Origin of the sequence: Streptococcus sp. HMSC066F10 (assembly GCF_001813805.1) — a bacterium.
Lineage (GTDB): Bacteria > Bacillota > Bacilli > Lactobacillales > Streptococcaceae > Streptococcus > Streptococcus vaginalis.
The window spans coordinates 35,101-58,234 of sequence record NZ_KV813959.1; the positions used below are offsets into that span (position 1 = coordinate 35,101).

The 23,134-nt window shown below is 39.0% G+C and carries 17 protein-coding genes, 1 pseudogene and 1 riboswitch; of the genes and pseudogenes, 3 read left to right on the forward strand and 15 right to left on the reverse strand.

What is annotated here, in order from left to right; genetic code table 11:
* Positions 1 to 71 precede the first annotated feature (71 nt).
* Positions 72 to 224, reverse strand: a riboswitch (M-box (ykoK) riboswitch).
* Between the two features lie 69 nt (positions 225 to 293).
* The 3 genes from HMPREF2933_RS02005 to HMPREF2933_RS02015 form a co-directional block, all read right to left on the reverse strand.
* Positions 294 to 1,460: a MalY/PatB family protein gene (locus tag HMPREF2933_RS02005; RefSeq protein WP_024052044.1), complete on the reverse strand. Its 1,167-nt coding sequence runs from the start codon at positions 1,458 to 1,460 to the stop codon at positions 294 to 296.
* A 1-nt stretch (position 1,461) separates the two neighbouring features.
* Positions 1,462 to 2,556, reverse strand: coding sequence for a cystathionine gamma-synthase (locus HMPREF2933_RS02010; RefSeq protein WP_070672412.1), 1,095 nt, complete (start codon positions 2,554 to 2,556; stop codon positions 1,462 to 1,464).
* A 232-nt stretch (positions 2,557 to 2,788) separates the two neighbouring features.
* Positions 2,789 to 4,417 carry a putative polysaccharide biosynthesis protein gene (locus HMPREF2933_RS02015; RefSeq protein ID WP_070672414.1) on the reverse strand — a complete coding sequence of 543 codons (1,629 nt, stop codon included), beginning with the start codon at positions 4,415 to 4,417 and terminating at the stop codon, positions 2,789 to 2,791.
* Positions 4,418 to 4,502: 85 nt separating this feature from the next.
* Between HMPREF2933_RS02015 and HMPREF2933_RS02020 the strand changes: the two genes are divergently transcribed.
* On the forward strand, positions 4,503 to 5,948 hold the full coding sequence (locus tag HMPREF2933_RS02020) for a UDP-N-acetylmuramoyl-L-alanyl-D-glutamate--L-lysine ligase (RefSeq protein WP_024052048.1): 1,446 nt from the start codon (positions 4,503 to 4,505) through the stop codon (positions 5,946 to 5,948).
* A 113-nt stretch (positions 5,949 to 6,061) separates the two neighbouring features.
* Here the strand turns inward: HMPREF2933_RS02020 and HMPREF2933_RS02025 are convergent, their stop codons facing one another.
* The 8 genes from HMPREF2933_RS02025 to treP all read right to left on the reverse strand — a co-directional run bounded on the left by HMPREF2933_RS02025 (position 6,062) and on the right by treP (position 16,419).
* Complete coding sequence (locus tag HMPREF2933_RS02025) at positions 6,062 to 6,820, reverse strand: CPBP family intramembrane glutamic endopeptidase (protein WP_024052049.1); 759 nt, start codon at positions 6,818 to 6,820, stop codon at positions 6,062 to 6,064.
* A gap of 106 nt (positions 6,821 to 6,926) precedes the next feature.
* On the reverse strand, positions 6,927 to 7,598 hold the full coding sequence (locus tag HMPREF2933_RS02030) for a DUF1803 domain-containing protein (protein ID WP_024052050.1): 672 nt from the start codon (positions 7,596 to 7,598) through the stop codon (positions 6,927 to 6,929).
* Complete coding sequence (locus HMPREF2933_RS02035; protein WP_024052051.1) at positions 7,591 to 8,103, reverse strand: YiiX/YebB-like N1pC/P60 family cysteine hydrolase; 513 nt, start codon at positions 8,101 to 8,103, stop codon at positions 7,591 to 7,593. The genes HMPREF2933_RS02030 and HMPREF2933_RS02035 overlap by 8 nt, the downstream gene beginning before the upstream one ends.
* Before the next feature lie 49 nt (positions 8,104 to 8,152).
* Positions 8,153 to 9,088, reverse strand: coding sequence for a manganese-dependent inorganic pyrophosphatase (locus HMPREF2933_RS02040; RefSeq protein ID WP_024052052.1), 936 nt, complete (start codon positions 9,086 to 9,088; stop codon positions 8,153 to 8,155).
* Between the two features lie 144 nt (positions 9,089 to 9,232).
* Entirely contained in the window at positions 9,233 to 10,030 is a 798-nt protein-coding gene (gene pflA / locus HMPREF2933_RS02045; RefSeq protein ID WP_024052053.1) for a pyruvate formate-lyase-activating protein, read from the reverse strand.
* 168 nt (positions 10,031 to 10,198) lie between these two features.
* Positions 10,199 to 12,409, reverse strand: a complete 2,211-nt coding sequence (locus HMPREF2933_RS02050; protein WP_024052054.1) for an endonuclease/exonuclease/phosphatase family protein — start codon at positions 12,407 to 12,409, stop codon at positions 10,199 to 10,201.
* Between the two features lie 159 nt (positions 12,410 to 12,568).
* A complete protein-coding gene (gene treC, locus HMPREF2933_RS02055) occupies positions 12,569 to 14,200 on the reverse strand; it encodes an alpha,alpha-phosphotrehalase (protein ID WP_070672417.1) in 1,632 nt (543 codons plus the stop codon).
* A gap of 206 nt (positions 14,201 to 14,406) precedes the next feature.
* Positions 14,407 to 16,419 carry a PTS system trehalose-specific EIIBC component gene (gene treP, locus HMPREF2933_RS02060; RefSeq protein ID WP_024052056.1) on the reverse strand — a complete coding sequence of 671 codons (2,013 nt, stop codon included), beginning with the start codon at positions 16,417 to 16,419 and terminating at the stop codon, positions 14,407 to 14,409.
* A gap of 179 nt (positions 16,420 to 16,598) precedes the next feature.
* Between treP and treR the strand changes: the two genes are divergently transcribed.
* A complete protein-coding gene (gene treR, locus HMPREF2933_RS02065; protein ID WP_022525174.1) occupies positions 16,599 to 17,309 on the forward strand; it encodes a trehalose operon repressor in 711 nt (236 codons plus the stop codon).
* A 158-nt stretch (positions 17,310 to 17,467) separates the two neighbouring features.
* On the opposite strand, the gene HMPREF2933_RS02070 is transcribed toward treR, so the two are convergent.
* From HMPREF2933_RS02070 to HMPREF2933_RS02085, 4 genes and pseudogenes are all read right to left on the reverse strand, one after another.
* On the reverse strand, positions 17,468 to 18,808 hold the full coding sequence (locus HMPREF2933_RS02070) for a hemolysin family protein (RefSeq protein ID WP_024052057.1): 1,341 nt from the start codon (positions 18,806 to 18,808) through the stop codon (positions 17,468 to 17,470).
* A gap of 116 nt (positions 18,809 to 18,924) precedes the next feature.
* Positions 18,925 to 20,572, reverse strand: a pseudogene (locus HMPREF2933_RS02075) (phosphoenolpyruvate carboxykinase (ATP)).
* Positions 20,573 to 20,795: 223 nt separating this feature from the next.
* Positions 20,796 to 21,920, reverse strand: coding sequence for an AI-2E family transporter (locus HMPREF2933_RS02080; RefSeq protein ID WP_024052060.1), 1,125 nt, complete (start codon positions 21,918 to 21,920; stop codon positions 20,796 to 20,798).
* Between the two features lie 124 nt (positions 21,921 to 22,044).
* Entirely contained in the window at positions 22,045 to 22,482 is a 438-nt protein-coding gene (locus HMPREF2933_RS02085; RefSeq protein WP_024052061.1) for a GNAT family N-acetyltransferase, read from the reverse strand.
* Positions 22,483 to 22,545: 63 nt separating this feature from the next.
* Here HMPREF2933_RS02085 and HMPREF2933_RS02090 point away from each other — a divergent pair, with 63 nt between their 5' ends.
* Entirely contained in the window at positions 22,546 to 22,959 is a 414-nt protein-coding gene (locus tag HMPREF2933_RS02090; RefSeq protein WP_070672419.1) for a MarR family winged helix-turn-helix transcriptional regulator, read from the forward strand.
* The last annotated feature ends 175 nt before the right edge of the window (positions 22,960 to 23,134 follow it).

Here is a 23,134-nt window from a genome sequence, read left to right on the forward strand (position 1 = left end):
AGTTTCCTTTTAAAAAATCAGCTAAAAAGCAATAAAATCCTACCATGAAAAACATGGCAGGACTGTATGTCTTGTGTTACCGTTCAAGCTTTAACTCCGTAGGGCGGTGAAATGACATTAGTCGAAACCTTAGCGATCTCAACTGCTAACCAACGCGTAGTGTCTCCACTACTTTGCGGTAGTCATCCGTATCCCTATGGTAGCCTCACCTACCGATTTTTCATACTAACTATACTCCACTTAAGAATGATTGTCAACCCCAAATGGCTGTTTCTGAAAATTTCTTTTCATTCTTATTGTGGCAAACAACGTACAATTCTCTTGCAAATCTCTTCTACTAAAGACTTAGGCGCTGCAATATTCAGCCTTGCATGAAGTTCGCCCTCACTTCCATAATCGCTTCCTCGATTGAGAATGACTTTGGCTTGGTCATGCAACAAAGTAAAAAGTTCATCATCTGTCAAACCATAGGCACTGAAATCAAGCCATATCAGATAGGTCCCTTGTGGTTTCATTACTTTTAAACGCGGATCCTCTTTGGCAAAATACTCGACTGCAAATTGAATATTTTCTTCTAAAACAGCTTTTAGTGCCACTAACCAAGGTTTGCCATAACGATAGGCCGTTTCTGTCGCAATATAACCTAAACTTGACACTTCATGGTGGTTATTAACAAGTTGCTGGTGTTTAAACTGCGCACGTAATGAAGGATTTTCAATAACAGCATAGGAATTTTTAGTCCCTGCAATATTAAAGGTCTTGGTAGCACTAGACAGTATAATGGCAAATTCTTTAAAATCAGGTGAAATGGTATTAAAGGAAACATGCTCATGACCAAACAAGGTCAAATCTTGATGAATCTCATCTGATACCAAAATAACCTGGTGTTTTTGACAAAGATGACCGATTTTTTCCAAAACCTCCCTTTCCCAGACACGTCCTCCGGGATTGTGCGGATTGCAAAGAAGATACAATTTCACATTATTTTCGACAATCTCTTTTTCCAATTGTTCGAAATCAATTTGAAACAGACCATTTTCTTCTTTGAGAGAATTAGATACTAATTTTCGATTGTTTAAGCGAACGCTACGAGCAAAAGGTGGATAGACAGGAGAATTGATTAGAACAGCTTCTCCTTCTTTGGTAAAGGCTTGAATCGCAAGGGAAATAGCTGGCACAACACCTTCTACAAAAACAATATCTTCCTTATCAAACGAATACTGATGTTCGCTCTTTTCCCAATCCAGCACCGCTTGGAGCAGCTCATCACTCGCATAAGTATAGCCATAAACCAACTGCTCTGCATAGTCATGAATCGCATTTTTCACTTCCGGCATAACCTCAAAATCCATATCTGCAATCCATGCTGGCAGCAATTGAGGATCTGTCTCTGTCTCTTTCCACTTATAAGTGTGGTGAGATAAGCGATTCGGTGCTGTTTGAAAATTGTATTTGCTCATATTATACCTCCAAAGCAAATTTTAAATCTGTTATCAAATCTTGACTATCCTCAATCCCAATGGACAATCGCAACAAGTCATCCGTTAAGCCATAGGATTTCCGCACGTCAGCTGGAATATCTGCGTGTGTCTGAGTCGCAGGATAGGTAATCAAGCTTTCGACACCACCCAAGCTTTCTGCAAAAGTAAAGACTTTTAGCGTATTTAGCAGCTGTGGAATAACTGCTTCATCCTTTACTTTAAAGGAAACCATGCCACCCTTTCCTGGATAGAGAACCTCTTTTACTGCTGGCGAATCTTTCAAGAAAGCTGCTACAGCTTGCGCATTTTTTGTCGAACGCTCCATACGCAAAAACAAGGTTTTCAAACCTCGAAGCAAGAGATAACTATCAAATGGAGATAAAACAGCTCCTGTTGTATTGAGATTGTAGAATAGATTCTCATAAATCTCTTTATCACTCGTCATAAGAGCACCAGCCAGAACGTCATTATGTCCTCCTAAGTACTTAGTTTCCGAATGTAGCACAAGATCCGCTCCATTTTCCAAAGGGCGTTGATAGATTGGAGTATAAAACGTATTATCTACAATAACCTTTGTACCTTTTGCATGAGCTTTTTCTGCAATAGCCGCAATATCAAACTTAAGCATTAAAGGATTGGTCGGGGTTTCCAGATACACCACATCTATATCCTCTGTTAAAGCAGCAAGCAATTCTTCTTCCGTATTTGCATATGTAAAGTGAAAGCGCCCTTCTTGCTCGACTTGATGAAACCAGCGAAAAGAGCCGCCATAAAGGTCACGAACCGCCAGAACCTTGCTCCCAACTGGAAAAACACTAAAGGCCAAAACAATGGCGCTCATTCCTGAGCTAGTGGCTAATGCATAATCCGCATGCTCAATGGCTGCTAACGCCTTTTCCAAGCTGCTTCGCGTTGGGTTTTTCGTGCTCGTATAGTCATAACCTGTAGATTTTCCAAATTCTGGATGCTGATAGGTCGTTGAAAAATGCAAAGGAGTTGTCAAGTCACCTGTTGCTTCATCCGTTTTAATACCAGCATGAGCTAAAATCGTGTCTAATTGTAACTTTTTATCCATAATAAATAACCTCCATAAGATAAGCGCGGAATCAAGCAATTCTTATATTTCTAAGTGATTCTATTGTATCATCTTACGAAAGCACTGTGTTTTGTTCTTTTCAAGAGCCAGATATAGTTTTAAACTATACTGACTATTCAAAAGATTATAGAACTTGATTGCAAGAATAGCTATTTTCATTATAGCTTAATTTTTATAAATTTTCTACAATATTAAAAAGCCTTTCGGCCTTTTAATGAATATGAAATTTTTGACGTAAGGTTTGAGCTTTCTCACCAATAAAACGGTCTAACAAACGGACTCGCAAAGCCATTGCTCCATAAATAGCCATGCCCAAGCCACCGATGATAACCAAATAAAGCATACTAGAAATGCGTCCACTTGGATGAAAGACAAAGCCAAGTACGACTTCTACAATGGCAATCAAAAGAGCCATGACTGTCGTTAAAATCCCAATCAACAAACTCCGTTTGAAGAGAATGATTTGATTGAGTCCAGTTACTTGACGAATGTGTTGGTACATCAGAATGATTGGGACGATGAGTCCAATTGTTGTTGCCAGAAGCGGTCCATAGGCTCTAAACAGATAAATAAATGGAATTTGCAAAATGAGCTTAACAAGAACTCCGTAACCAAAATAGAAAATTGCTTTACGATTTTGAAAAAGCGCCTGAATCATTGGCGACAAGACAGTATAGACACCAAGAATAATCGTCTGTAACATAGCAAAAATGAAGAGCCCCAAAGCTAAACTATCTGGTTGTCCGTAGAAAATCGTATACAAAGGATGGGCTACTAAGACGGAACCAATCGTTGCTGGTAAAAGAAACAGCAGTAACATACTCAAATTATCTTGAATCAAGCGCGCAGCCGCCTTTAAATCACCTTTGACATAGTTTTCTGTCAGCAAAGGAATCCCCACACCGCCGATCGAAGTTGCTACTGCAATCAAAATCATGGTAATCTTATTTGGATTAGCAGAGAAATAACTGAACATGACTACCAGCTGAGAATTGCTATAATTGGTGAACCATTTCATCGTATTGATAAATGTCATCTGGTCAATAATTTGGAAAAGCTGAATAGCAGAACCCGTGATGATAAAAGGAATGGCTTCACGAATCGTATCCACCAGCAAAGCATGACTGTTGATTTCAGCACTATTAGCTGGTTTGTGTAAGATAGATGTCAAGAGATTGGTTTTCCAAAGAAAATAAACCAAAACCGCCATACTGGCAAACATGCCGACAAAGGCTGCAAAAGTGGATTGGGTCACTGCAGCAACATAATCTTTAGAGCCCAATTTCATAATGAAGAATGTTGCAAGCAACATCCAAATCACACGAATGACCTGCTCGGCAATCTGGCTCATGGCATACGGTTTCAAATTGTTAAAACCTTGGAAAAATCCACGAATAACACTCATGGCCGGAAATACTAGCACAGCCCACGACAGACTCTGCATAACTGGAATCAGCTCTTTCCCAACTCCTGATACACGCGCAAAGAACGGTGATAAGAGATACATAATCACTGCAAAAATGACTCCCAACAAGAGCATGAATTTCAAAAATTCACGAATGAGAGCAAAACTATGATCTTTTTGATCAATCGTATTGTACTTGGCGACTTGCTTGGCGACTGCAACAGGTACACCTGCCGTGGAAATCAGAAGAAACCAAGCATAAATATTGTATCCCATGGTAAACAAACCATTGGCTTCTGCACCATGTTTCCCCATCCAGATATACCAAGGAATAATATAAATTGCCCCTAAAAAGCGGCTGATAAAGTTACTAGCTGTCAGCCACGCTGTCCCTAGAAGCATTTGTTTTTGTTGATTTGTTGTTTGTTGCTCCATACATAACCTCTGAAAATAATCTCATCTTATTATAAACTTTTCCTTTCCGCTTGTAAAACCTCGCCATTAAGTTTACAATAGAAATATGATAACAATTGAAAACGCATTAAACATTTTAAAAAACGATCACAATTTCCGTGAGATTATCGACAAGGGACAATATTTTTATCATTATCGTGGTCTTGTTTTTGAAAAAATCAGCTACGACAGCCGTGAAGTGGATGCTTCCACTCTTTTCTTTGTCAAAGGTGACAATTTTAAAAAAGAATTTTTGGAAAAAGCTGTTGAATCAGGCTTACAGTTCTATGTCAGTGAGACGGATTTTGAAGTAACTATTCCGGTAATTCTAGTCAACGACGTAAAGCAAGCCATGAGCCTTCTTGCCATGGAATTTTATGGAAATCCACAAAATAAACTCAAACTGCTCGCATTTACAGGAACTAAAGGAAAGACAACGTCTGCTTATTTTGCCTATCATATCCTCCAACAAAGTCATAAGCCAGCTCTCTTGTCTACCATGAACACGACGCTTGATGGAGAACATTTCTTCAAATCTACTTTGACAACACCGGAAAGCTTGGATTTGTTCAAAATGATGGCGACAGCTGTTGAAAATGGTCGAACTCATCTCATTATGGAAGTTTCCAGTCAGGCTTACCTGAAAAAGCGGGTTTACGGTTTAACCTTTGATGTTGGCGTTTTCCTCAATATTAGTCCTGATCACATCGGACCAATTGAACACCCGACATTTGAAGACTATTTTTATCATAAACGGCTTCTCATGGAAAATAGCCAAGCTGTGGTGGTCAATAGCGAAATGGATCATTTTGAAGTTTTGGCTGAGCAAGTTGCTTCCATGGAACATGATTTCTACGGACAGTATTCAGACAATCAAATTCATCACTCGCAAGCCTTCTCTTTTGAAACAAGCGGAAAGTTAGCAGAGAAATTTGACATTCAGCTGATTGGTCGTTTCAACCAAGAAAATGCGCTTGCTGCTAGCCTTGCCTGTCTCCGCTTGGGTGCTTCCATTGCGGACATCAAGAAGGGAATTGCAAACACACGCGTACCTGGACGTATGGAAGTGCTGACTCAAAAAAATGGTGCCAAAGTGTTTGTGGACTACGCACACAATGGTGTCAGCCTCGCCAATCTCCTATCTGTCGTCCAAGAACATCAAAAAGGTAGGATTGTTTTGGTGCTCGGTGCAACTGGAAATAAAGGAGAAAGCCGTCGCAAAGATTTTGGTCTACTAATCAATCAACATCCAGAATTGACCGTTATCCTGACAGCAGATGATCCAAATTACGAAGATCCAATTGCTATTGCCAAAGAAATTGCTTCTTACATATCCTTTGATGTTGATATGATTGCTGACCGCGAAGAAGCTATTAAAACAGCCCTTAGCTTAACTAGCAAAGAAGGCGATGCCGTCATTCTAGCTGGCAAGGGCGCAGATTGCTACCAAATTATAAATGGTAAAAAAACTGACTATCTAGGTGATTATGCCATCGCTGAAAAATATTTATAGAAAATAATAAAGGTCGAGACAAGCGTTTTCGACCTTTAATTATTTAAGAAAATTTATACTAGCAAGGAGAGATGAACACAATTCCTCAGAAATCAAAATCTTGCTTTATGACTTTACTTTCTCCAACTAATCAAGACATACATTAGACTTGACCCAAACATATCTGCAAGTGCATGCACGAGGAAGAAAGGCAAGAGATTTTTAACCTTATATTTGTAAAGAAAATAATAGAGAAGTCCAAAACCAACACCGATTGTCAGTGCCCAGAGCATTCCTTGATAGGTATGGAAAGAAACGCGAACAATCGTCGAATAAAGAAGAACCAACCACTTATATTTATCTTTCACTGAGGTCAATAAACCTAAGAAGAAAAATTCTTCATAGAAGCCATTGAGCAAAGCATAGAGAACAGCCATAGGTGTCAAATCAATAAATTTGCGGAAAATTTCTGTCAGATCAATATATTTCCACAATTGCAGATCAAAATAATTGTATTCTCCGCTAAGAGTCGTCACTGTATCTGCGAGAATCCCCATAACCGCAAAGATAAAGGGAACCCAAAAGAGCACAGACCACGATAAACGAATTGGCAACTGCTTAAAGTCAAAACGGCGAAGTATTAAATAGGCTATCGTCAAAGCTAACATGAGAAGCTGCAATTCTAAATTACTGAAATAAGCTGCTCCGTCACTTGCTGTTTTACTAGCTGTACCTGTTACTGCTGCCGTAGTGGACGGTGATAAGCTCGCAAAATAAAGTTCCGTTGAGCGATAGATAAATTGTCCAAATAGCAGAGCTGTAACAATGACAATATCAAACCATTTCAAATACTTCAACGGCTGAGACGGACGAATTTTTGCTAAAAGATTCACGATACCTTCCTTTCATGCAACGAAACGATTTAGTGACTACCAAATCTTGCTAAACTTAAACCTTATACTTATAAATCTATCAAATAAACCTTAAAATTTTATTATTCTAAGGTTTATCTAATGCTTCCTTTACACGAAAGGTCAATGTTGCCTGATCAAAATCCAACTTTAATTCATGTTTTCTTGCTTCGTTAGGCACGATGTAGCCTAAAATCACTAGAGCATCTACAAAAATATCACGCCGTTTCTGCATCAGCTCAGTTTTTCGACCATATTTTAAGAGAAAGGTCGTCATATATTTTAGAGCATACTCAGGATTTACATCTCCTACCAAATCATAGAGTTTTTGTTGCTGATTGATCAATGGATATTGTTGTTTCAACCTATAAAAATAATTGGAAAGCGTCAACTGCTCTCTGAGAAAATCCGTTTTTTCTACTAAAATAGCTTGGTTTGTTTGATTGGTTAAATGCGTCTCAAAACGCATATTCAGCAATTCTTGATAAAGAGGACTATCATCTCGCACAAAGACTTCCTGATCCAAAGACAAAGCCGTCACATTTTCCAACAGAGGAACGCTTTGACGATAGCGTTTATTTTCCCGAAGCACATAGCCTGCCTTGATATAATCCTCTATAGAGCGATCAATATTGGGAAAATTTACAAACTCACGCTTTATCTCTCGCAAAGTAACATCGTCATGTTGATCTAAATAATTTATCAATTCATGAAAAAAAGGCTGACGTGTCAAACGACTGGGATTGATTACTTTAATCATCTAATCTTCCTTTATAAACTAATTTTTCGGATTGAGCCAATTGGCTAGGATTGGTTCCTGGCTGATGAAGAGGAACTGCTAAACCTAACTCTTTGTAATACTGCTGCCAAAAAGGAGCTATTTCCTCTTTTTCATCACCGAACTGCATAGGAATGGTTTCAAAAATGGGGAGGATTTCTGCAATATATTCAGAACAATAAAAGCCTGTCGTATCTGGATAAAAGCTATTATTATAAGGTTTATAAAGGTGTTGCTCTGCTCTTTTCCAGACAGCTTTTACATCTATGTCAGAACAAGCATAAACAGCATAACATTCATCAACCTGTAAAAATTGATCTATCGATTCTTTAATGACACCGCGCTTACTTGTCGCATGGTAAATCCAACCAGCAAAGAAGATTGCCACATGGTTATACCGCCCAGTTGATCGCTGAATAGCTTCTGCTATATCAGATGGGCTGGACACAAAAAGCAAATCCCCATTTTTTAAATCTTGAATTTTCATAGAACTATTGTATCAAAAAAGGAGCCGAAACTCCCTTTTTATTCTATTCTTAAGCATTAAAACTTTCTGTTAATTGCGGAACGACTTGTTTCTTACGAGAAACAGCGCCAGCAAGGAAAGCGTGGTTATTGTCAAGAACAAAGTTGAAAGCTGCTTCTACCTTGTCCATATTGCGACCGATTGCCAGGATTTCCGAGTTTGAATTGACAATGTCAGTAATCATTAAAACAAAGTCAGAATAACCATTGGCTGCATTTGTTTTTTCAATAGCTGCTTCCAGTTCTGCTTGGCGTTCTAAAACTTCTGCAATATCAACTGTGTTGACCTGTGCCACACGAACTTGATTTCCGTTTAATTCAAATGTTTTAGCATCAATATCAATCAATTCCTCGGCTGTTTTGCTTGCTAAGTTCGTTCCAGCTTTAAGCATAGCCAAACCGTATTTTTCCAAATCAACTCCTGCAAGCTCTGCCAACTCAGGTGCAATCACTTTATCACTCGGATGAGTGGTTGGTGATTTCAGAAGAAGCGTGTCTGAAATCAAACCTGAGAGCATCAAGCCTGCAAGTTCTTTTGGTACAGCTACACCAGATTCTTTAAACATACGATAAACGATAGAAGAAGCTGAACCAACAGGCTCCAAACGCATATAAAGTGGGCTGGATGTTTCAAAATTAGCTACACGGTGATGATCCACAACGCCATACACTTCTACTTCTGCAATGTCAGAAATAGATTGTTGAAATTCATTGTGGTCTGTTAAAATGACTTGCTCAACTCCTTCTGCTTTGGCAGATGTCACCACACGCGGTGCTTTTACACCAAAAGTATCCAAGACAAACGCTGTTTCTTCATTTGGAGTCCCAAGAGCCACTGCTTCTGTATCCAAGCCATAAGCTTCACGCGCAAGATAAGCAAAGGCCACAGCTGAGCCAATCGCATCTGAATCTGGATTTTGATGACCGAAAACTAAAATTTTAGACATGATCGTACCTCGTAAACTTTTTATATACTTTATTTTAGCACAATTTTAAGATTTTCACAAAGAGAGGAATAGAAAAGCACTTAATCGTCAGTTTTTCTATCTAACTTCTTAGGTGCTGGTCAACATTTCACTTTCTACTTTTGATCAACTATTATGTATGCGATTCATATACTCTGTATAGGATTCGGTTTTCATGAGTTCTTTGGCATTTTTTACTCGGTCAGCAGTTGGTGGTTTAATACCTTCTAATGGATAAGGAATTCCTAATTCACGCCATTTAAATTCTCCCATTGTATGATAAGGTAGCACTTCAAATTTATCAACTGTTTTTAACGTTTTGACAAACTCACCTAATTCTTTTAAGTCGTCATCACGGTCTGTTAACGTTGGAACCAAAACATGGCGAATCCACATTGGAACACCTTTATCAGACAGATATTTTGCACATTCCAAAATATTCTTATTGGTATGCCCTGTCACAAATTTATGCTGGGCATCATTGATTTCTTTAATATCCAGCAACACTAAATCTGTCACTTCAAGCAGGCGATCAAAAACTTTGAGATACTCTGGTGTATTACGGAACGGCATCGCACAAGTATCTAACGTACAATGAATTCCCAATTCTTTAGCTTTGGTAAAAAGTGCAATCACAAAATTAATCTGCAAAAGAGCTTCACCACCACTTACTGTAATCCCACCTTTTTTACCCCAAAAGCCACGATAACGAAGCGCTTCTTGCAAAACGTCTTCAACCGTTCGCTCTCTTGAATTATTGGTTTCCATTGCCCATGTATCTGGATTGTGGCAATATTGGCAACGCATTTTACAACCCTGTAAAAAGACAATGAAACGGATACCAGGCCCATCAACAGCTCCAAAACTTTCAGTTGAATGGACCATACCTGTTACTTTTCCATAATCAATGACTTCTTTTTCCATCGTCTTATCCTCTTGAAAACGTTTTATAATACTATTATAACACTTCTTTTCTAGATAGAGGGACAATTTGTCTATTTTTTAGAAAATAATCTGTTTTTCGGTTTCATTTTCAATGTTTTTCAAAAAACGAGAGAAGTCTAAAACTCTCTCGTTTATCATCTATTCCTTTTAATCCGCCACTTTCTTTCGCCAAAGGAGGGTTGCGTTTAAGATGACAATCCCTACAACAACGACTTCAGCGCCTGTTGTTCCTGTAGATGGTAAAATCCTCTTTTTAGTTAGTTTATCATCTTTATTTGGTGGCATTGTGGTGTCACCAGAAGGTTTTGGTTCAGTTGATTGTGTCGGTGTCGTATTACCTTTCTTCTGACTAAAATCAAGCTGTGCAATAACGGGATCGTGATCTGACGCCCGACCGTGTTCTTCCATAAAGGAAGCATTGATATGAACTGGTGAGAATACTGTTTTATCTGCAATATTTTTTGAAATAAAGATATTATCTAAACTTTGATTGCTGCCACGGTAGAAGTAAGAATACCGATCAGCTGCATCATGATTGAGCATCATATTTACCAATTCATTACCAGCCACTGCTTTGGCAGTTTCTGAAAATTCAAAGTCATTAAAGTCACCAGTTAAGACAAACTTCAAATTTGGATTTTGCTTCAACCCTTCTTTTACAAAGGCATTCAGCAACTTAGCTTGTTCAATCCGTTGTGCCAATGTATTTTGTACTGCAGGCTGTTTTGAACCATAAACCGCATCGTCCCCGAGCTTGGATTTCAAATGATTGGCAATCACGACAATCCGTTCGCCTTTAAATTCAAACTCAGCTGCTAAAGATTTTCTAACTTTTTCAAATACTGGATTAGCTGGGGCTATTCTGGCAGGATTTTTCACCAAATGACCGTCTTTGAAAGTAGCCGCTTCTGTGCTACTTCCTGCTTCACGTTCTACTAGCTTCACTCGTTGAGGATTGTACAAGAAAGCTACACGAATATTGGAACCAGGTTTTCCTCCGTCTGCACCGTCAACAGGAGCTACTTCGACATACTTATACTCTTTGCCACCTAATTGTTTAATCTTAGCAGCTAACTTTTCCCCGCTTTCAACACCACTTACTGTGCCGTCATTGACACTTCCATTATTATCTTGAACTTCTATGAGTGTGATAATATCTGGACTATGGATTTCATTGATAAAGGATTTGGCAATTTTCTCCACTTTTGCGTCAGGTGTTTCGCCCGTTGCATTGTTCGCCGAGAAGTTTTCGATATTGTAAGAAGCAATCGTCAATTTATCTTCACTTGGGTAAAGTTTAGAAACCTCTCTTTGCAAACCACCGTCTTGCAAAGCTGGTAATTGGGTTGGCTCCAACTTAAAGACTTTACTGCGATAACTCACGACTCCAACAACATCTTCATTAAAGTAATCTTTGGCTTTGGCAACAAACTTATTTCCTACATAAACTGGAATGGTTGCCGTATTTTGCACATTCAGACGTAAATTGACGCCACCGATATTATTTAACGGTAATTCTTGATAGCCAGCAGGCAACAGGTAGATATCCCCGCGATATTGTGGTCCAAGCACATGAGGTTTTTTAACTGTTGTCAACATGCCTTCAAGACTTTCCCAATAGTCCAAGGCGTCATGCTCTGGATCGTAGACAGTCGGAGTATTGTCTACGATATCTTTTGGCATACGCTCTGAAATATTGACTGATTCTGGTAGTGCGGCTGTACCGTTTTTCGTTACCTTAGAAGCAAACAATTGTGTTACAGTTAAGCTGTCAGTTGGTTTACGGAAAGTTTGCCCCGGACGGACGCTGAGCGACTCCATGTAACCTTCTTTAACTTCACCTTCAATCGTCAATCGGTCTCCAACAGCTACTTTTTCCTTTGAAACTACATAGATAGCGTCTGAAGTCTTTGTGTTCCCGTCAGCTTTGATGTCTTGTGCATAAAAGCCATATCGATCCGTTTTAGTGACGACTACACTTGACACGCGCACCTTTTTCCCATTATAAGGCGATTCATGTGCTTCGCCTTGAATTTGACCAATATTAGCTACCTCGGTAAATTCCGAAACAGCGGCTCTTGCTTCACTGCTTGAAGCTTCTGTCTTAGGTGTTTCTTCGCTTGTGCTACTTGGCTCATTCGTACTACTCGTACTGCTTGCTGAACTTTCAGAAGTTGTTTCTGATGATTGCGACTGAGTTGTCGAAGCAACAGAACTAGACTCTGAAGTCGTTGTTACAGAAGTTTCTGAACTTGAAGAGCTCGCCTCATTTGCCTGAACAATAGGACTTAGAACGCTACTAGCTAACAAAATAGCTGTCGCAAACAATACAGGCAATTGTTTTGAAGTTTTTTTCATATATTCTCCTTTACATCATAATTTAGAAATCAAATTTCCTTGAGATGTATTTCTACCGTAATTATTATAAATAAAACAGAAGGCCGATGCAAGCGCTTTCTTTCAAATTTAAAAAAATCGCCTGAATGGTTCAGTCGATTTTAGGATTTATTGCTACATTTAGTGTTTATTTACAATAATTGCCAAACTTTCATAAGGTCTTAATGTTACAACTTCTGCTGTTTGAGTTTCTTCATAATTGGAAAGGAGCACTTCGCCATTTTGATACTCTGGTAAAATATCTATCGTAATCGGATCTGGATAAAAGTTATTGAGTACCAAAAGTTTTTCGTCACCTAATTGACGCTCAAAAGCATAAACTTGCTGACTATCTTCATAAGCTGGTTGATAGCTGCCTTCGGCAATAATAGGAAGCTCCTTACGAAGGGCAATCAGTTTTTGATAGAAAGTGAAAATCGGTCCTTGTATCTCATTTTCAACATTGATTTCAGGATAAGATTTCCCTGCTTTGAGCCAAGGGGTGCCTGTCGTAAAGCCAGCATTTGCTGAATCACCCCACTGCATGGGAGTGCGAGAATTATCGCGAGATTTGGCCTGAATAATTGCAAAAGCTTCTTCTGGTGTTTTGCCTTGCTCCAGCAGCATCTGATAGGCATTGATAGACTCCACATCCACATAATCTGCCATAGAGTCATAGTCTGGATCCACCATGCCGATTTCTTCTCCCATATAAATATACGGCGTGCCGCGAGATAGATGAATGCTGGCCGCAAGCATGGTTGCTCCTTCATTGCGGAAATGCTGAACATCAACAAAACGATTTAAGGCACGTGGCTGGTCGTGGTTGTTCCAAAATAGAGCACTCCAGCCATCATGGTCACTCATTTCCTTGCCCCACGTATGGAAAAGATGCTTGAGTTCCTCGAAATCAAATTTTTTCAAGCTCCATTTTTGACCATTTTCATAATCCACCTTCAAATGATGGAAATTGAAAGCCATAGACAATTCGTGACGTGCCGGATCTGTATAGAGAATGCAGTTTTCAATAGTAGTCGCACTCATTTCTCCGACAGTTATAAATGAGTTAGCCTGTCCGAAAGTCGCTTCATTCAGCATGTGCAGGTAGTCATGTACAATGGTCTTGTCCGTATAGGCAGGCTTACCATCATTTTCCGGACAGTTTTCCAACACCTCATCTTTTCCAATCAGATTGATGACATCAAAGCGAAAACCTTTGACACCCTTGTCCCGCCAAAAATTGACAACTTTGAAAAGTTCTTCGCGGACATAAGGATTGCGCCAGTTGAGATCAGCCTGCGTCACATCAAAGAGGTGCAGGTAGTACTTGCCAGTGTCGCCAAAAGGTGACCAGGCGCTGCCGCCAAACTTAGACAGCCAGTCTGTCGGCTCATCACGCAGAAAGAAAAAATCTTGGTAGTACGGATCGCCAGCTAAAGCTTTTTGAAACCATTCATGCTCGGTCGAGCAATGATTTAAGACCATATCCAGCATGAAGTCAATGCCGTATTCTTTCCCAACTTGGACCATCTCTTCAAAGTCAGACATCGTCCCAAAAAGAGGGTTGACAGCCGTATAATCTGAAATATCATAACCATTATCACGCTGCGGGCTGGGATAGAAAGGATTGAGCCAGACCATATCCACTCCTAATTCTTTGAGGTAAGGAATTTTCTCAATAATGCCTTGAAAATCTCCTAGCCCATTGCCAGTCGTGTCTTTAAATGATTTTGGATAAATTTGATAGACGACTTTTGTCTTATCTAATGCCATTTGTCTTCCTTTTCTATTTTCTAAAAGAAAGAGGCGGGGCTTGCGCTCCTCCCCTTTATCGTTACTTTTATTCTTTGTACGAGCCTTTTTGCCTCTCGTTAAGAGATTGCTGCTTGGATTTCCAGTAGTGAGGCAAATGGATTACTGAGATAAATTTGTCCATTCGTTAGATAAAATCCTGCTCACCATAGATCGTATCAAACATTTTACCCGATTCGAGTAGCTGTCATCAGCTTATCTCCACGTTCGACAGTCCGCGGTAATGTTCTCTGTTCATCAGCCTGAAATTGCTCTTGATTTGTGATAATCACAGGTGTTTCAGTCACTAAGCCAGCTTCCTGAATAGCTGCTATATCAAAACTAACCAGTTTCTGACCTACGCTCACTCTGTCTCCTTGAGCCACATGAGCTTCAAAACCTTTGCCGTCGAGATTAACTGTGTCCATACCGATATGCATGAGTAATTCGACACCTTCATCTGACACGATTCCAACAGCATGATTGGTTGGGAAAAGCACTGATACCGTCCCGTTCACAGGGGCCACCAGTTCTCCCTCACGTGGAAGAATGACAACTCCTTGTCCCATCACGCCTTGAGCAAAGACAGGGTCGGTTGCTTGGCTTAATTCTTTGACTTCCCCAGCCAGTGGGCTAGCAATTTCTGCAAAATCTACTTTTGGAGCGGCTTCTTTTGCTTCGTCAATGGCTTCAATTTGCGGTGATTTGACACTTTCATCTTCTGTCTTTGTAAACATGCCTGTCTTGCGGAAGAAGAAAGTCAAAATCATCGGTACTGCAATAGCTACTAACATAATAAGGAAGAATGGAAGCATGTATTTAGCTTGGATAGATAAGATACCTGGAATTCCACCGATTCCGATAGCATTGGCTGTTACGTTAAAGGTTACGGATAAGAGACCTGCGATAGAAGAACCAATCATCCCTGCCACAAATGGGTAGACGTACTTCACGTTGACCCCGAAAAGGGCTGGTTCTGTAACACCTAGATAAGCAGAAATCGTTGCTGGCAGAGAAATCTGTGCTTCACGTTCATTATGACGGTTCATCAGATAGTAAGCAAATACAGCTGAACCTTGAGCGATATTGGACAAGGCAATCATTGGCCATAGCGCCGTACCGCCTGTATCTGCAACCAGCTGTGTATCAATGGCATTGGTCATGTGGTGCAGACCAGTGATAACAAACGGTGCATAGAGGGCACCAAATATCGCACCAAAGAGCCATTTAACAGGACCAGTCAGACCAGCAAGCACCGCTGTTGAAAGCCATTGTCCAAGTGTCCAACCAATTGGACCAAGGACTGTATGCGCTAGAATCAAAGCTGGAATCAAGGATAAGAATGGCACAAAAATCATGGACACAACTTCTGGAATGCGTTTGCGCCAGAAGATTTCAAGATAAGATAGCGATAATCCTGCAAGCAGAGCTGGAATAACTTGTGCTTGGTATCCAATTTTTTTAACTGTGAAGAAACCAAAATCCCATACCCAGTTTTTAGCAATTTCTGAAGCCGGTGTGCTGGCTACTGAGTACGCATTGAGCAATTGTGGTGACACCAAACAGATCCCAAGAACAATTCCCAAAATCTGGCTGGTTCCCATTTTACGAGAAACAGACCAAACAATACCAACAGGTAAGAAGTGGAAAATCGCTTCACCCGGCAGCCACAAGAATGAGTTTACTCCGCTCCAGAACTGTGATACATCCACAATCGTATTGTAAATCGGAGTACCGTCTTTAGCAAACTGAGCAACACCGTCAACCATTTTTTGACCGAGTGCCTGAATCTGCACACCTTCCAGAATATTGCGGAAACCGAGAATTAGCCCCCCAACGATAATGGCTGGAATAATTGGAGTGAAAATTTCCGCCAGCATTGTCATGACACGCTGTACTGGATTCTGATTGCTTTTGGCAGCAGCTTTGGCTGCTTCTTTTGATACTCCTTCAATCCCTGAAACAGCTGTAAAATCATTGTAGAAAATCGGCACATCATTTCCGATAATGACCTGAAACTGCCCTGCATTTGTAAAAGTTCCCTTTACAGCTGGAATGGCTTCAATTGCTTTTACGTCCGCCTTCTTTTCATCTGCCAATACAAAGCGCATCCGAGTTGCACAATGGCTGACAGCTGAGATATTTCCCTTGCCGCCGATAGCCTCTAATAGCGTCTTGGCGTCTTTCTCAAATTTTCCCATTTTCTGTTTGGCTAGGCTTAACCTAACACTCTCCTTCTTTTTTTCATCATTGTACAATTGATTGATACATTTATTGTAAACGATACCAAAGATGTCTGCAAGTTGTTCGTGGTAAAAAAGGCTCTTTTTTGGTAAAATTTATTTAGTTGTATGCTAAAAAGAAAACAAGTGAGGATATCATGAAAAAATATGAACAAATTTTTAAACTCTTAGAACAAGATATTCTAAACGAGAAATATCAGATGAATGATTATCTTCCTAGCGAACACGAACTTGTCCAGACCTACAAGGTCAGCCGTGACACGATTCGTAAATCGCTTGATTTGCTTCAAAAAGCTGGTCTCATTCAAAAAATGAGAGGTCAAGGCTCTAAAGTCATCCAACAAGAACAGATTGACTTTCCTGTTTCCAACCTAACTAGTTACCAAGAACTTGTTCGGCAACATGGAATGAATTCTAAAACCAATGTCATACAGTTAGAAAAAATTACAGTTGATAAAAAATTATCCAGTCTTACTGGTTTTCCTGAATACCGTCTGGTGTGGCGGATTATTCGCCAAAGGGTCGTTGACGGGATTGCCTCCGTCTTGGATATTGATTACCTTGATAAGAGTTTTGTCCCTTCTATTAGCCGTGAAATTGCAGAACATTCAATTTATGCTTATTTAGAAGATGAACTGGGACTACACATTTCTTACGCCCAAAAAGAAATCACAATTGATCCAGCCACCAATCGCGATAAAATATTGATGAACATTGGAAATGACCACCATGTCGTCTCTGTCAAATCCAAAGTTTATCTTGCAGACGGACAACAATTTCAGTTTACAGATAGTCGTCATAAACTCGAAAAATTCCGTTTCGTTGACTTTTCCAAACGGCAAAAATGATCATGACCCTTCACAAAATTCACTCTTCAATATTAAAAATAGCCAAAAAGGAAGAATGTCGTTGTCATCGATCTGCTTCCTTTATTTTTAATGCCATTCACATATTTATAAAAAGTAAAGCAAACTTATCAATTTTTGAAAAACGAAAGAAGCAGAGATTATTTCTCAACTTCTTCCTCTTCTTCTACTATTTCAGAAACTTCTACTTTGAGCTTTGTCACACGTCCATTTTTTACCTTATCATTGGTTAAAATGAGCTTTTTGCCCTGACTTTCCACTTCATAACTCAAACGCTCTTTCACGTCGGGTATCGAGCCTACGCCCGTCAAATAATAACCCGCAATGGTATCAACGTCATCACTTTCCAGTTCAACTTCAAAATACTCGTTAAAGTCATTCAAACTCATGGTGCCAAGGACGAAATAAGTATGGTCAGAAACCTGATACACCTCTACTTCAGCCTTATCTGTTTCATCATCTATCTCACCGACAATTTCTTCCAGTAGGTCTTCCAACGTTACCAGACCAGACATACCACCATATTCATCTAACAATATCGCCATTTGATTTTGCGTGTTCCGCAACTCTGTCAGCAAATCATCCACGAAAATCGTTTCTGGCACAAAGAGCGGTTCCTGCAAAATTTTTCGTAGTACAATATTATCAAAACCATTAGTAAACGCCTCATTTAACAGACGTTTGGTGTGAATAAGTCCAATAACATTATCCTTGTCATCATCATAGACTGGGATTCGTGAGAAATTCTGCCTCAAAATACTTTCGATAATTTCCTTGGTATCATCATTGATGTCCACCATAAACGCATCGGTACGCGGCACCATTACCTCACGCGCCACCATCTCATCTAGTGAAAAAATCCCCTGCAGCATTTCAATTTCATCTGCATCCAATGTTTCTTCACTATTGGTCAGCATATACTCAATCTCATCACGTGTCATTTTCTCATCTGCATCATCAAAAGTCATGGGAGTGATTCGACTGAGCAGATTGGTAGAAGCTGATAAAAGCCAAACAAAGGGACTGACAATTTTTCCCAAAAAGATGATAACTGGCGCTGTACGAACTGCTAGGGAATCTTTGAGGTTCAGAGCGATTCTCTTTGGATACAATTCACCAAAAACAATCGAAATATAAGTCAAAATAGCAACAGATAAGAAGCTTGCAATCGCTCTTGCTGTCTCAGAATTTCCCATCCAAGAAGCAATTTCCCGACCGAGTGTATTAGCCAAACTAGCTCCTGACAAAATTGTAATCAAAGTAATCCCAACTTGAATAGTGGACAGAAAATGATTAGGATTTTCCAAGACTTTTAACAAACGAATGTATTTTGCATCGCCTTCTTCAGCTTTTTGCTCTACACGAGCGCGATTTAAAGATACCATCGCCATCTCTGCTGCTGAAAAAAAGGCGTTCAATAGCGTTAAAATCAGTAATAATAAAGCTTGCAGTAACAAGGTCTGACTGCTAGGGTCTTCCATGAATATTCTCTCCTCATATATAAGTAATCTTAATTATAGCATACTTTTTGACTTCTTGCACAGGGAGTGTTAAAAAGAAAGTTTGAAGGAAGATTGCAAAGAAGAAAATCGATTGTTTAGGCTTCTAAATTTTGCAGAACTGTTTCCAAGCGTGAAATTGCATCAATAGGAAGTGCCGTTTTCGGGTATTTTTGGTTGAAAGCAAGCAAGAAATTTAACCGTACCTGCATTCTTTCTCTGATTAATTGTTTATAGCGAGAATCAAAACTTGGAACAGGATAGCCCTCACATTCCATATATTCAAAACCTTCCAACGGTCCAAATGGTTTAAAATCTGCTTCTTCATCAACAATTTTTTCAATAATACTCAGACTGACCTCTTTTGAAATTCCCCTGCCCATATAAAATCCAGTATTGATGATATAGCAGTCGACACCAGATTCAAAGAGACTACGGAATATCCGATAATCTTCCACCAAGGGATACACTCTAAATGGATTGGCATAAGGTTCAATCACCAAATCATCATGCTTGCCAATCACATTTTCAGCATTGGAACGCTTGGCCATCAAGGTACAACCCATCGTAGAAGCTATCAGCGAATCGTTAATTTTAACCAAGGGTGTAAGAGAATCATCTTTCATAATCCAGAAAATGGCTTGGATAGGTTCATCAATTCGATCGACCCGATTTAGCGTTGCAAAACGAGACTTAACTGTCCGACCATTTCCATTTCGAATGTCCTCTGTCACCAATTTTTTTAGACCATTGTCATCCAGTGTCACACCACAATTCTGAACTGTTACAAAAAAGTCCTGCTCCCTATGTCCAATGGAATAGTCATTCGTTTTATCAAAATAGGACGGTTCCAAAGCAATGGAAGACCCATCTTTGACAGAAATAATAAAGGCATCATCATGCAAAACCTTAATATCATATTTTCCATTGTGTTTGGCATGTGTCAGTGTGGATTTCCCTGAACCAGATAAACCAAAGAAGGAGGCTACATAGTCTTGCTTTTCAACCTCTTTTTGTTTAAAGATTTTCAAGCCGCCATGACACGCCACATAACCATTTCTAGCAGCGGTTGCCCAAGCTAAGGTTAAAGTCGCTTTTTTCAACTCACCAAAGTAATTTAAACCCAAAATAATGACACAATTGTGCTGAGTATCAAAATATACCAATCCTTCAGGATAATCTGGATGCTTCCATTTGGGATCGAAAAAAACAAATATGTCATTTTCATCGTACTTTTTAGAAACTCTCAAACGATTTTTAAACTCTTCATCCAAAATTTGTAAGTTTAAAAGCCAAGAATAGAGATTGTTGATTTCATCTTCAGGAACCATGAGATGAGCACAAGCCATGAAGGCTTCAGCGAGCCCCACAACTGCATCTGCCTTATAAAATTTTCGATGATGAGCCTGATAGATTGCACTGCGTACTATTGAAAGCAGCTTTTCATCTTCCTCACTGTCCCTACCAAATCCGTCGAGCTTTGGCCGTTCGACCAACGACTGCTCCATAATTCGTTAATAAAACGCGAGCATAAGAAGGCAAGCCCAATTCCTTTGTATGAATGACAGGCATATCTAAGACAACTGTCCCAGCAGCTGCGGAAGCCAATTGATAAGCTTATTCCACTGTTTTTATTGCAACAACCTGATTTTCATAAAAAGCTGTTTCAATTATTGCCTTCAAAGGAGAGAAATAAGAAGAATTTTTTCTTATTTCCTGCGGAGAATATTTACGACGTGTTACCATAAGTGTACCTCCTCTATCTTATTAGTTCTATTTTAGCATAAAAATACACTTATGGTTTTAATAAAACGTATTAGAAAGAAAAAGGAGTGGAATTCCAAACTAAATTTTTGTTACATTTAGCTTGCTTCCACTTCCCTATATTCATCATTCTAAAACATTAAGACACAGTCCTTCTGAATGTCTATTCATCTTTCAGATTTTGAATTTATTCATCATCCCATTCTTATTTATTAATAATTCCGTACTCCTCATTTTTCTTTTGCTCCTGTGCAGCTCGATGATTATCATATAAATTCGCTAGGAATTTTGCAATTTCTTTCAAAATAGAATAAATCGGAATCGCTACAATCATCCCAACAATCCCATAAATATTACTTGACAAAAGCAAGAGAACCATAATGGTAATTGGATGCACCTTCATCACGCCACCTACAATCCGTGGATAGAGAATATTTCCGTCAATTTGCTGCACAATTAACATATATATAACTGCAATCACCATTTTTTTCGGATCAGCAATCAGATAAGTGATAATCATCGGAATCAACCCAATGCTTGGACCCACATAAGGAATAAGATTAGTAATCATAGAAAAAATAGCAAATATCAAAGCATATTTCAGACCAATAACACTATAGCCAATGAAAGCCAACGTTCCAATAATAAACGCATCAATCGAAATCCCACTAATATACCGAGCAATCGTTGCATTAAGATTGGTCAATAATTTCGTGATGTTGAGCTTATCCCGCTTCAAAACAGTTCTTTCCAACATGGGCAGTAATTTATCCCCGTCAATTAAGAAATAGACCAAAAAGATCGGCGTCATGATGAGAATCAAAAATGTATTCACTACTGCTGAAACGACACTCCCCAGACTATTGGTGACACTATTTAAAATATTTTGCAAAATATCCACATAAGACAAATTTAACTGCTTAATAATAGACTGGATATTCAGATTTTTAAAGAGAGAGTGCTGCGATAGCTGGTTAATCCAATTTTGCAATTCCCCATAAACATTTTGACTAGAAGAAATCAAACTTGTCAACTGCGTAATCAAAATAGGTAGCAGATAAATAATGCCCAGAGCAATAATTCCAAACAAGAGAACCAAGGTAATCAAAATTCCAAAAATTCTCTTAATTTTCAGCTCTTTCTCTAGGAATTTCACTAAAGGATTCGTCACATAGTACAAAAATCCCGCAATTAGAAAAGGAATTAAAACCGTATTTAAAACGCTCACAAAAGGGGAAATCAAGCCGTCCATTTGCCGCCAGATAAAAAAGATAATGGTTAGTAGTAAGACTTCTGTTGTCCAAAAAAATAACTTACTTTTATGAAACATACTGTTCCTCCTATCAGCTATTCTATCATATTTTCCACTAAAATAGAGTGCTTTTCTTAAAATGGCTTAAATTATTTTAGGAACAGACTCTTTCGTTTCTCATTATCAAAACTTATTTTCCCATTTATTCTCGTTTGTAAACCATTTTCACATGTACTCGTGATTCTAAGATGAAGGGTTCACTAACAGCTTCAAATCCAAATTTCTCATACAAGCCCACCACCTGCTCTTGCGCCTCTATGTAGATCTCTTTTTCAGGCCATTTTTCAGCACAAGTCTCCATAATAGCTTGGACCAACTTACGACCAAGCCCTTGACCGCAAGTAGAAGCCGCTGTTACGACACGTCCAAAATGAATGGTAGTGCCCGTTTCAAATACTCTCGCATAAGCATCTACCTCGCCGGCTTCATTTTCATGAAAAATATGGATCGCTTCTAAGTCGTGCTCATCCAAATCATTATAAACACTATTTTGCTCTACGACAAATGTTTCCAAACGTAATTTCAAGCATTTATAAAATTCTAAGGTGGTTAATTCCTCAAATATCTTTTTATACCACATACTTGTTTTCCCTTCTTCTTTATTATATGATAATTGTAAATGCAACTATAAAAGGAGCCTTTTATGGATTATCGTCATCTCTTTCGTCAAATGGGCATAATTTCTCGCCAAGCCACGATGAATATGAATCATGAAGCCAGCCAATACAACCTAGATAATAATCTCTTTCTTATCCTTATCTGCATTGTTGAGCATGAAGGACTGAATCAATCTCAACTTTCTCATATGGTAAAAATTGATAAAACAACACTTAGTCGCTCCCTTAGAAAACTAGAGGACAAAGGATTTATCACAAAGAAAGTCAACTCTAAAAATAAGAAATTTAAAGAGCTTTTCCCTACGACGAAGGCTTTGCAAATCTACGACCGATTGATTGGATTTGAAACAATCTATATTCAGTCTGTTATGAAAAATCTGACATCTTCCGAGCTCTTTCAACTAGAAGCCATTCTCAATAAAATAGAAAATTCTCAATAAAATCAGCATAACATACATTAGTTGCATTTGCAACTTTGGAATTAAAAAATGACGAGGCTGAAAGTCCTTAACCTCGTCAGATTTTTATGAGTTTCTTGCAAGCCGCAGTGGTTGAGTGGGTGGGACGACAGAATCAAATTTCTCTGAAATTACCGATTTTTGTCCCACTCCCTTT

Coding starts and splice junctions, on each gene's coding strand:
- treP (WP_024052056.1), bottom strand. CDS start 16,419: ATGGGAAAATTTGAGAAAGACGCCAAGACGCTATTAGAGGCTATCGGC.
- HMPREF2933_RS02085 (WP_024052061.1), bottom strand. CDS start 22,482: ATGTGGTATAAAAAGATATTTGAGGAATTAACCACCTTAGAATTTTAT.
- HMPREF2933_RS02090 (WP_070672419.1), top strand. CDS start 22,546: ATGGATTATCGTCATCTCTTTCGTCAAATGGGCATAATTTCTCGCCAA.
- HMPREF2933_RS02035 (WP_024052051.1), bottom strand. CDS start 8,103: ATGAAAATTCAAGATTTAAAAAATGGGGATTTGCTTTTTGTGTCCAGC.
- HMPREF2933_RS02050 (WP_024052054.1), bottom strand. CDS start 12,409: ATGAAAAAAACTTCAAAACAATTGCCTGTATTGTTTGCGACAGCTATT.
- treC (WP_070672417.1), bottom strand. CDS start 14,200: ATGGCATTAGATAAGACAAAAGTCGTCTATCAAATTTATCCAAAATCA.
- HMPREF2933_RS02010 (WP_070672412.1), bottom strand. CDS start 2,556: ATGGATAAAAAGTTACAATTAGACACGATTTTAGCTCATGCTGGTATT.
- HMPREF2933_RS02030 (WP_024052050.1), bottom strand. CDS start 7,598: ATGATTAAAGTAATCAATCCCAGTCGTTTGACACGTCAGCCTTTTTTT.
- HMPREF2933_RS02005 (WP_024052044.1), bottom strand. CDS start 1,460: ATGAGCAAATACAATTTTCAAACAGCACCGAATCGCTTATCTCACCAC.
- treR (WP_022525174.1), top strand. CDS start 16,599: ATGAAAAAATATGAACAAATTTTTAAACTCTTAGAACAAGATATTCTA.
- HMPREF2933_RS02070 (WP_024052057.1), bottom strand. CDS start 18,808: ATGGAAGACCCTAGCAGTCAGACCTTGTTACTGCAAGCTTTATTATTA.
- HMPREF2933_RS02040 (WP_024052052.1), bottom strand. CDS start 9,088: ATGTCTAAAATTTTAGTTTTCGGTCATCAAAATCCAGATTCAGATGCG.
- HMPREF2933_RS02080 (WP_024052060.1), bottom strand. CDS start 21,920: ATGTTTCATAAAAGTAAGTTATTTTTTTGGACAACAGAAGTCTTACTA.
- HMPREF2933_RS02015 (WP_070672414.1), bottom strand. CDS start 4,417: ATGGAGCAACAAACAACAAATCAACAAAAACAAATGCTTCTAGGGACA.
- HMPREF2933_RS02020 (WP_024052048.1), top strand. CDS start 4,503: ATGATAACAATTGAAAACGCATTAAACATTTTAAAAAACGATCACAAT.
- pflA (WP_024052053.1), bottom strand. CDS start 10,030: ATGGAAAAAGAAGTCATTGATTATGGAAAAGTAACAGGTATGGTCCAT.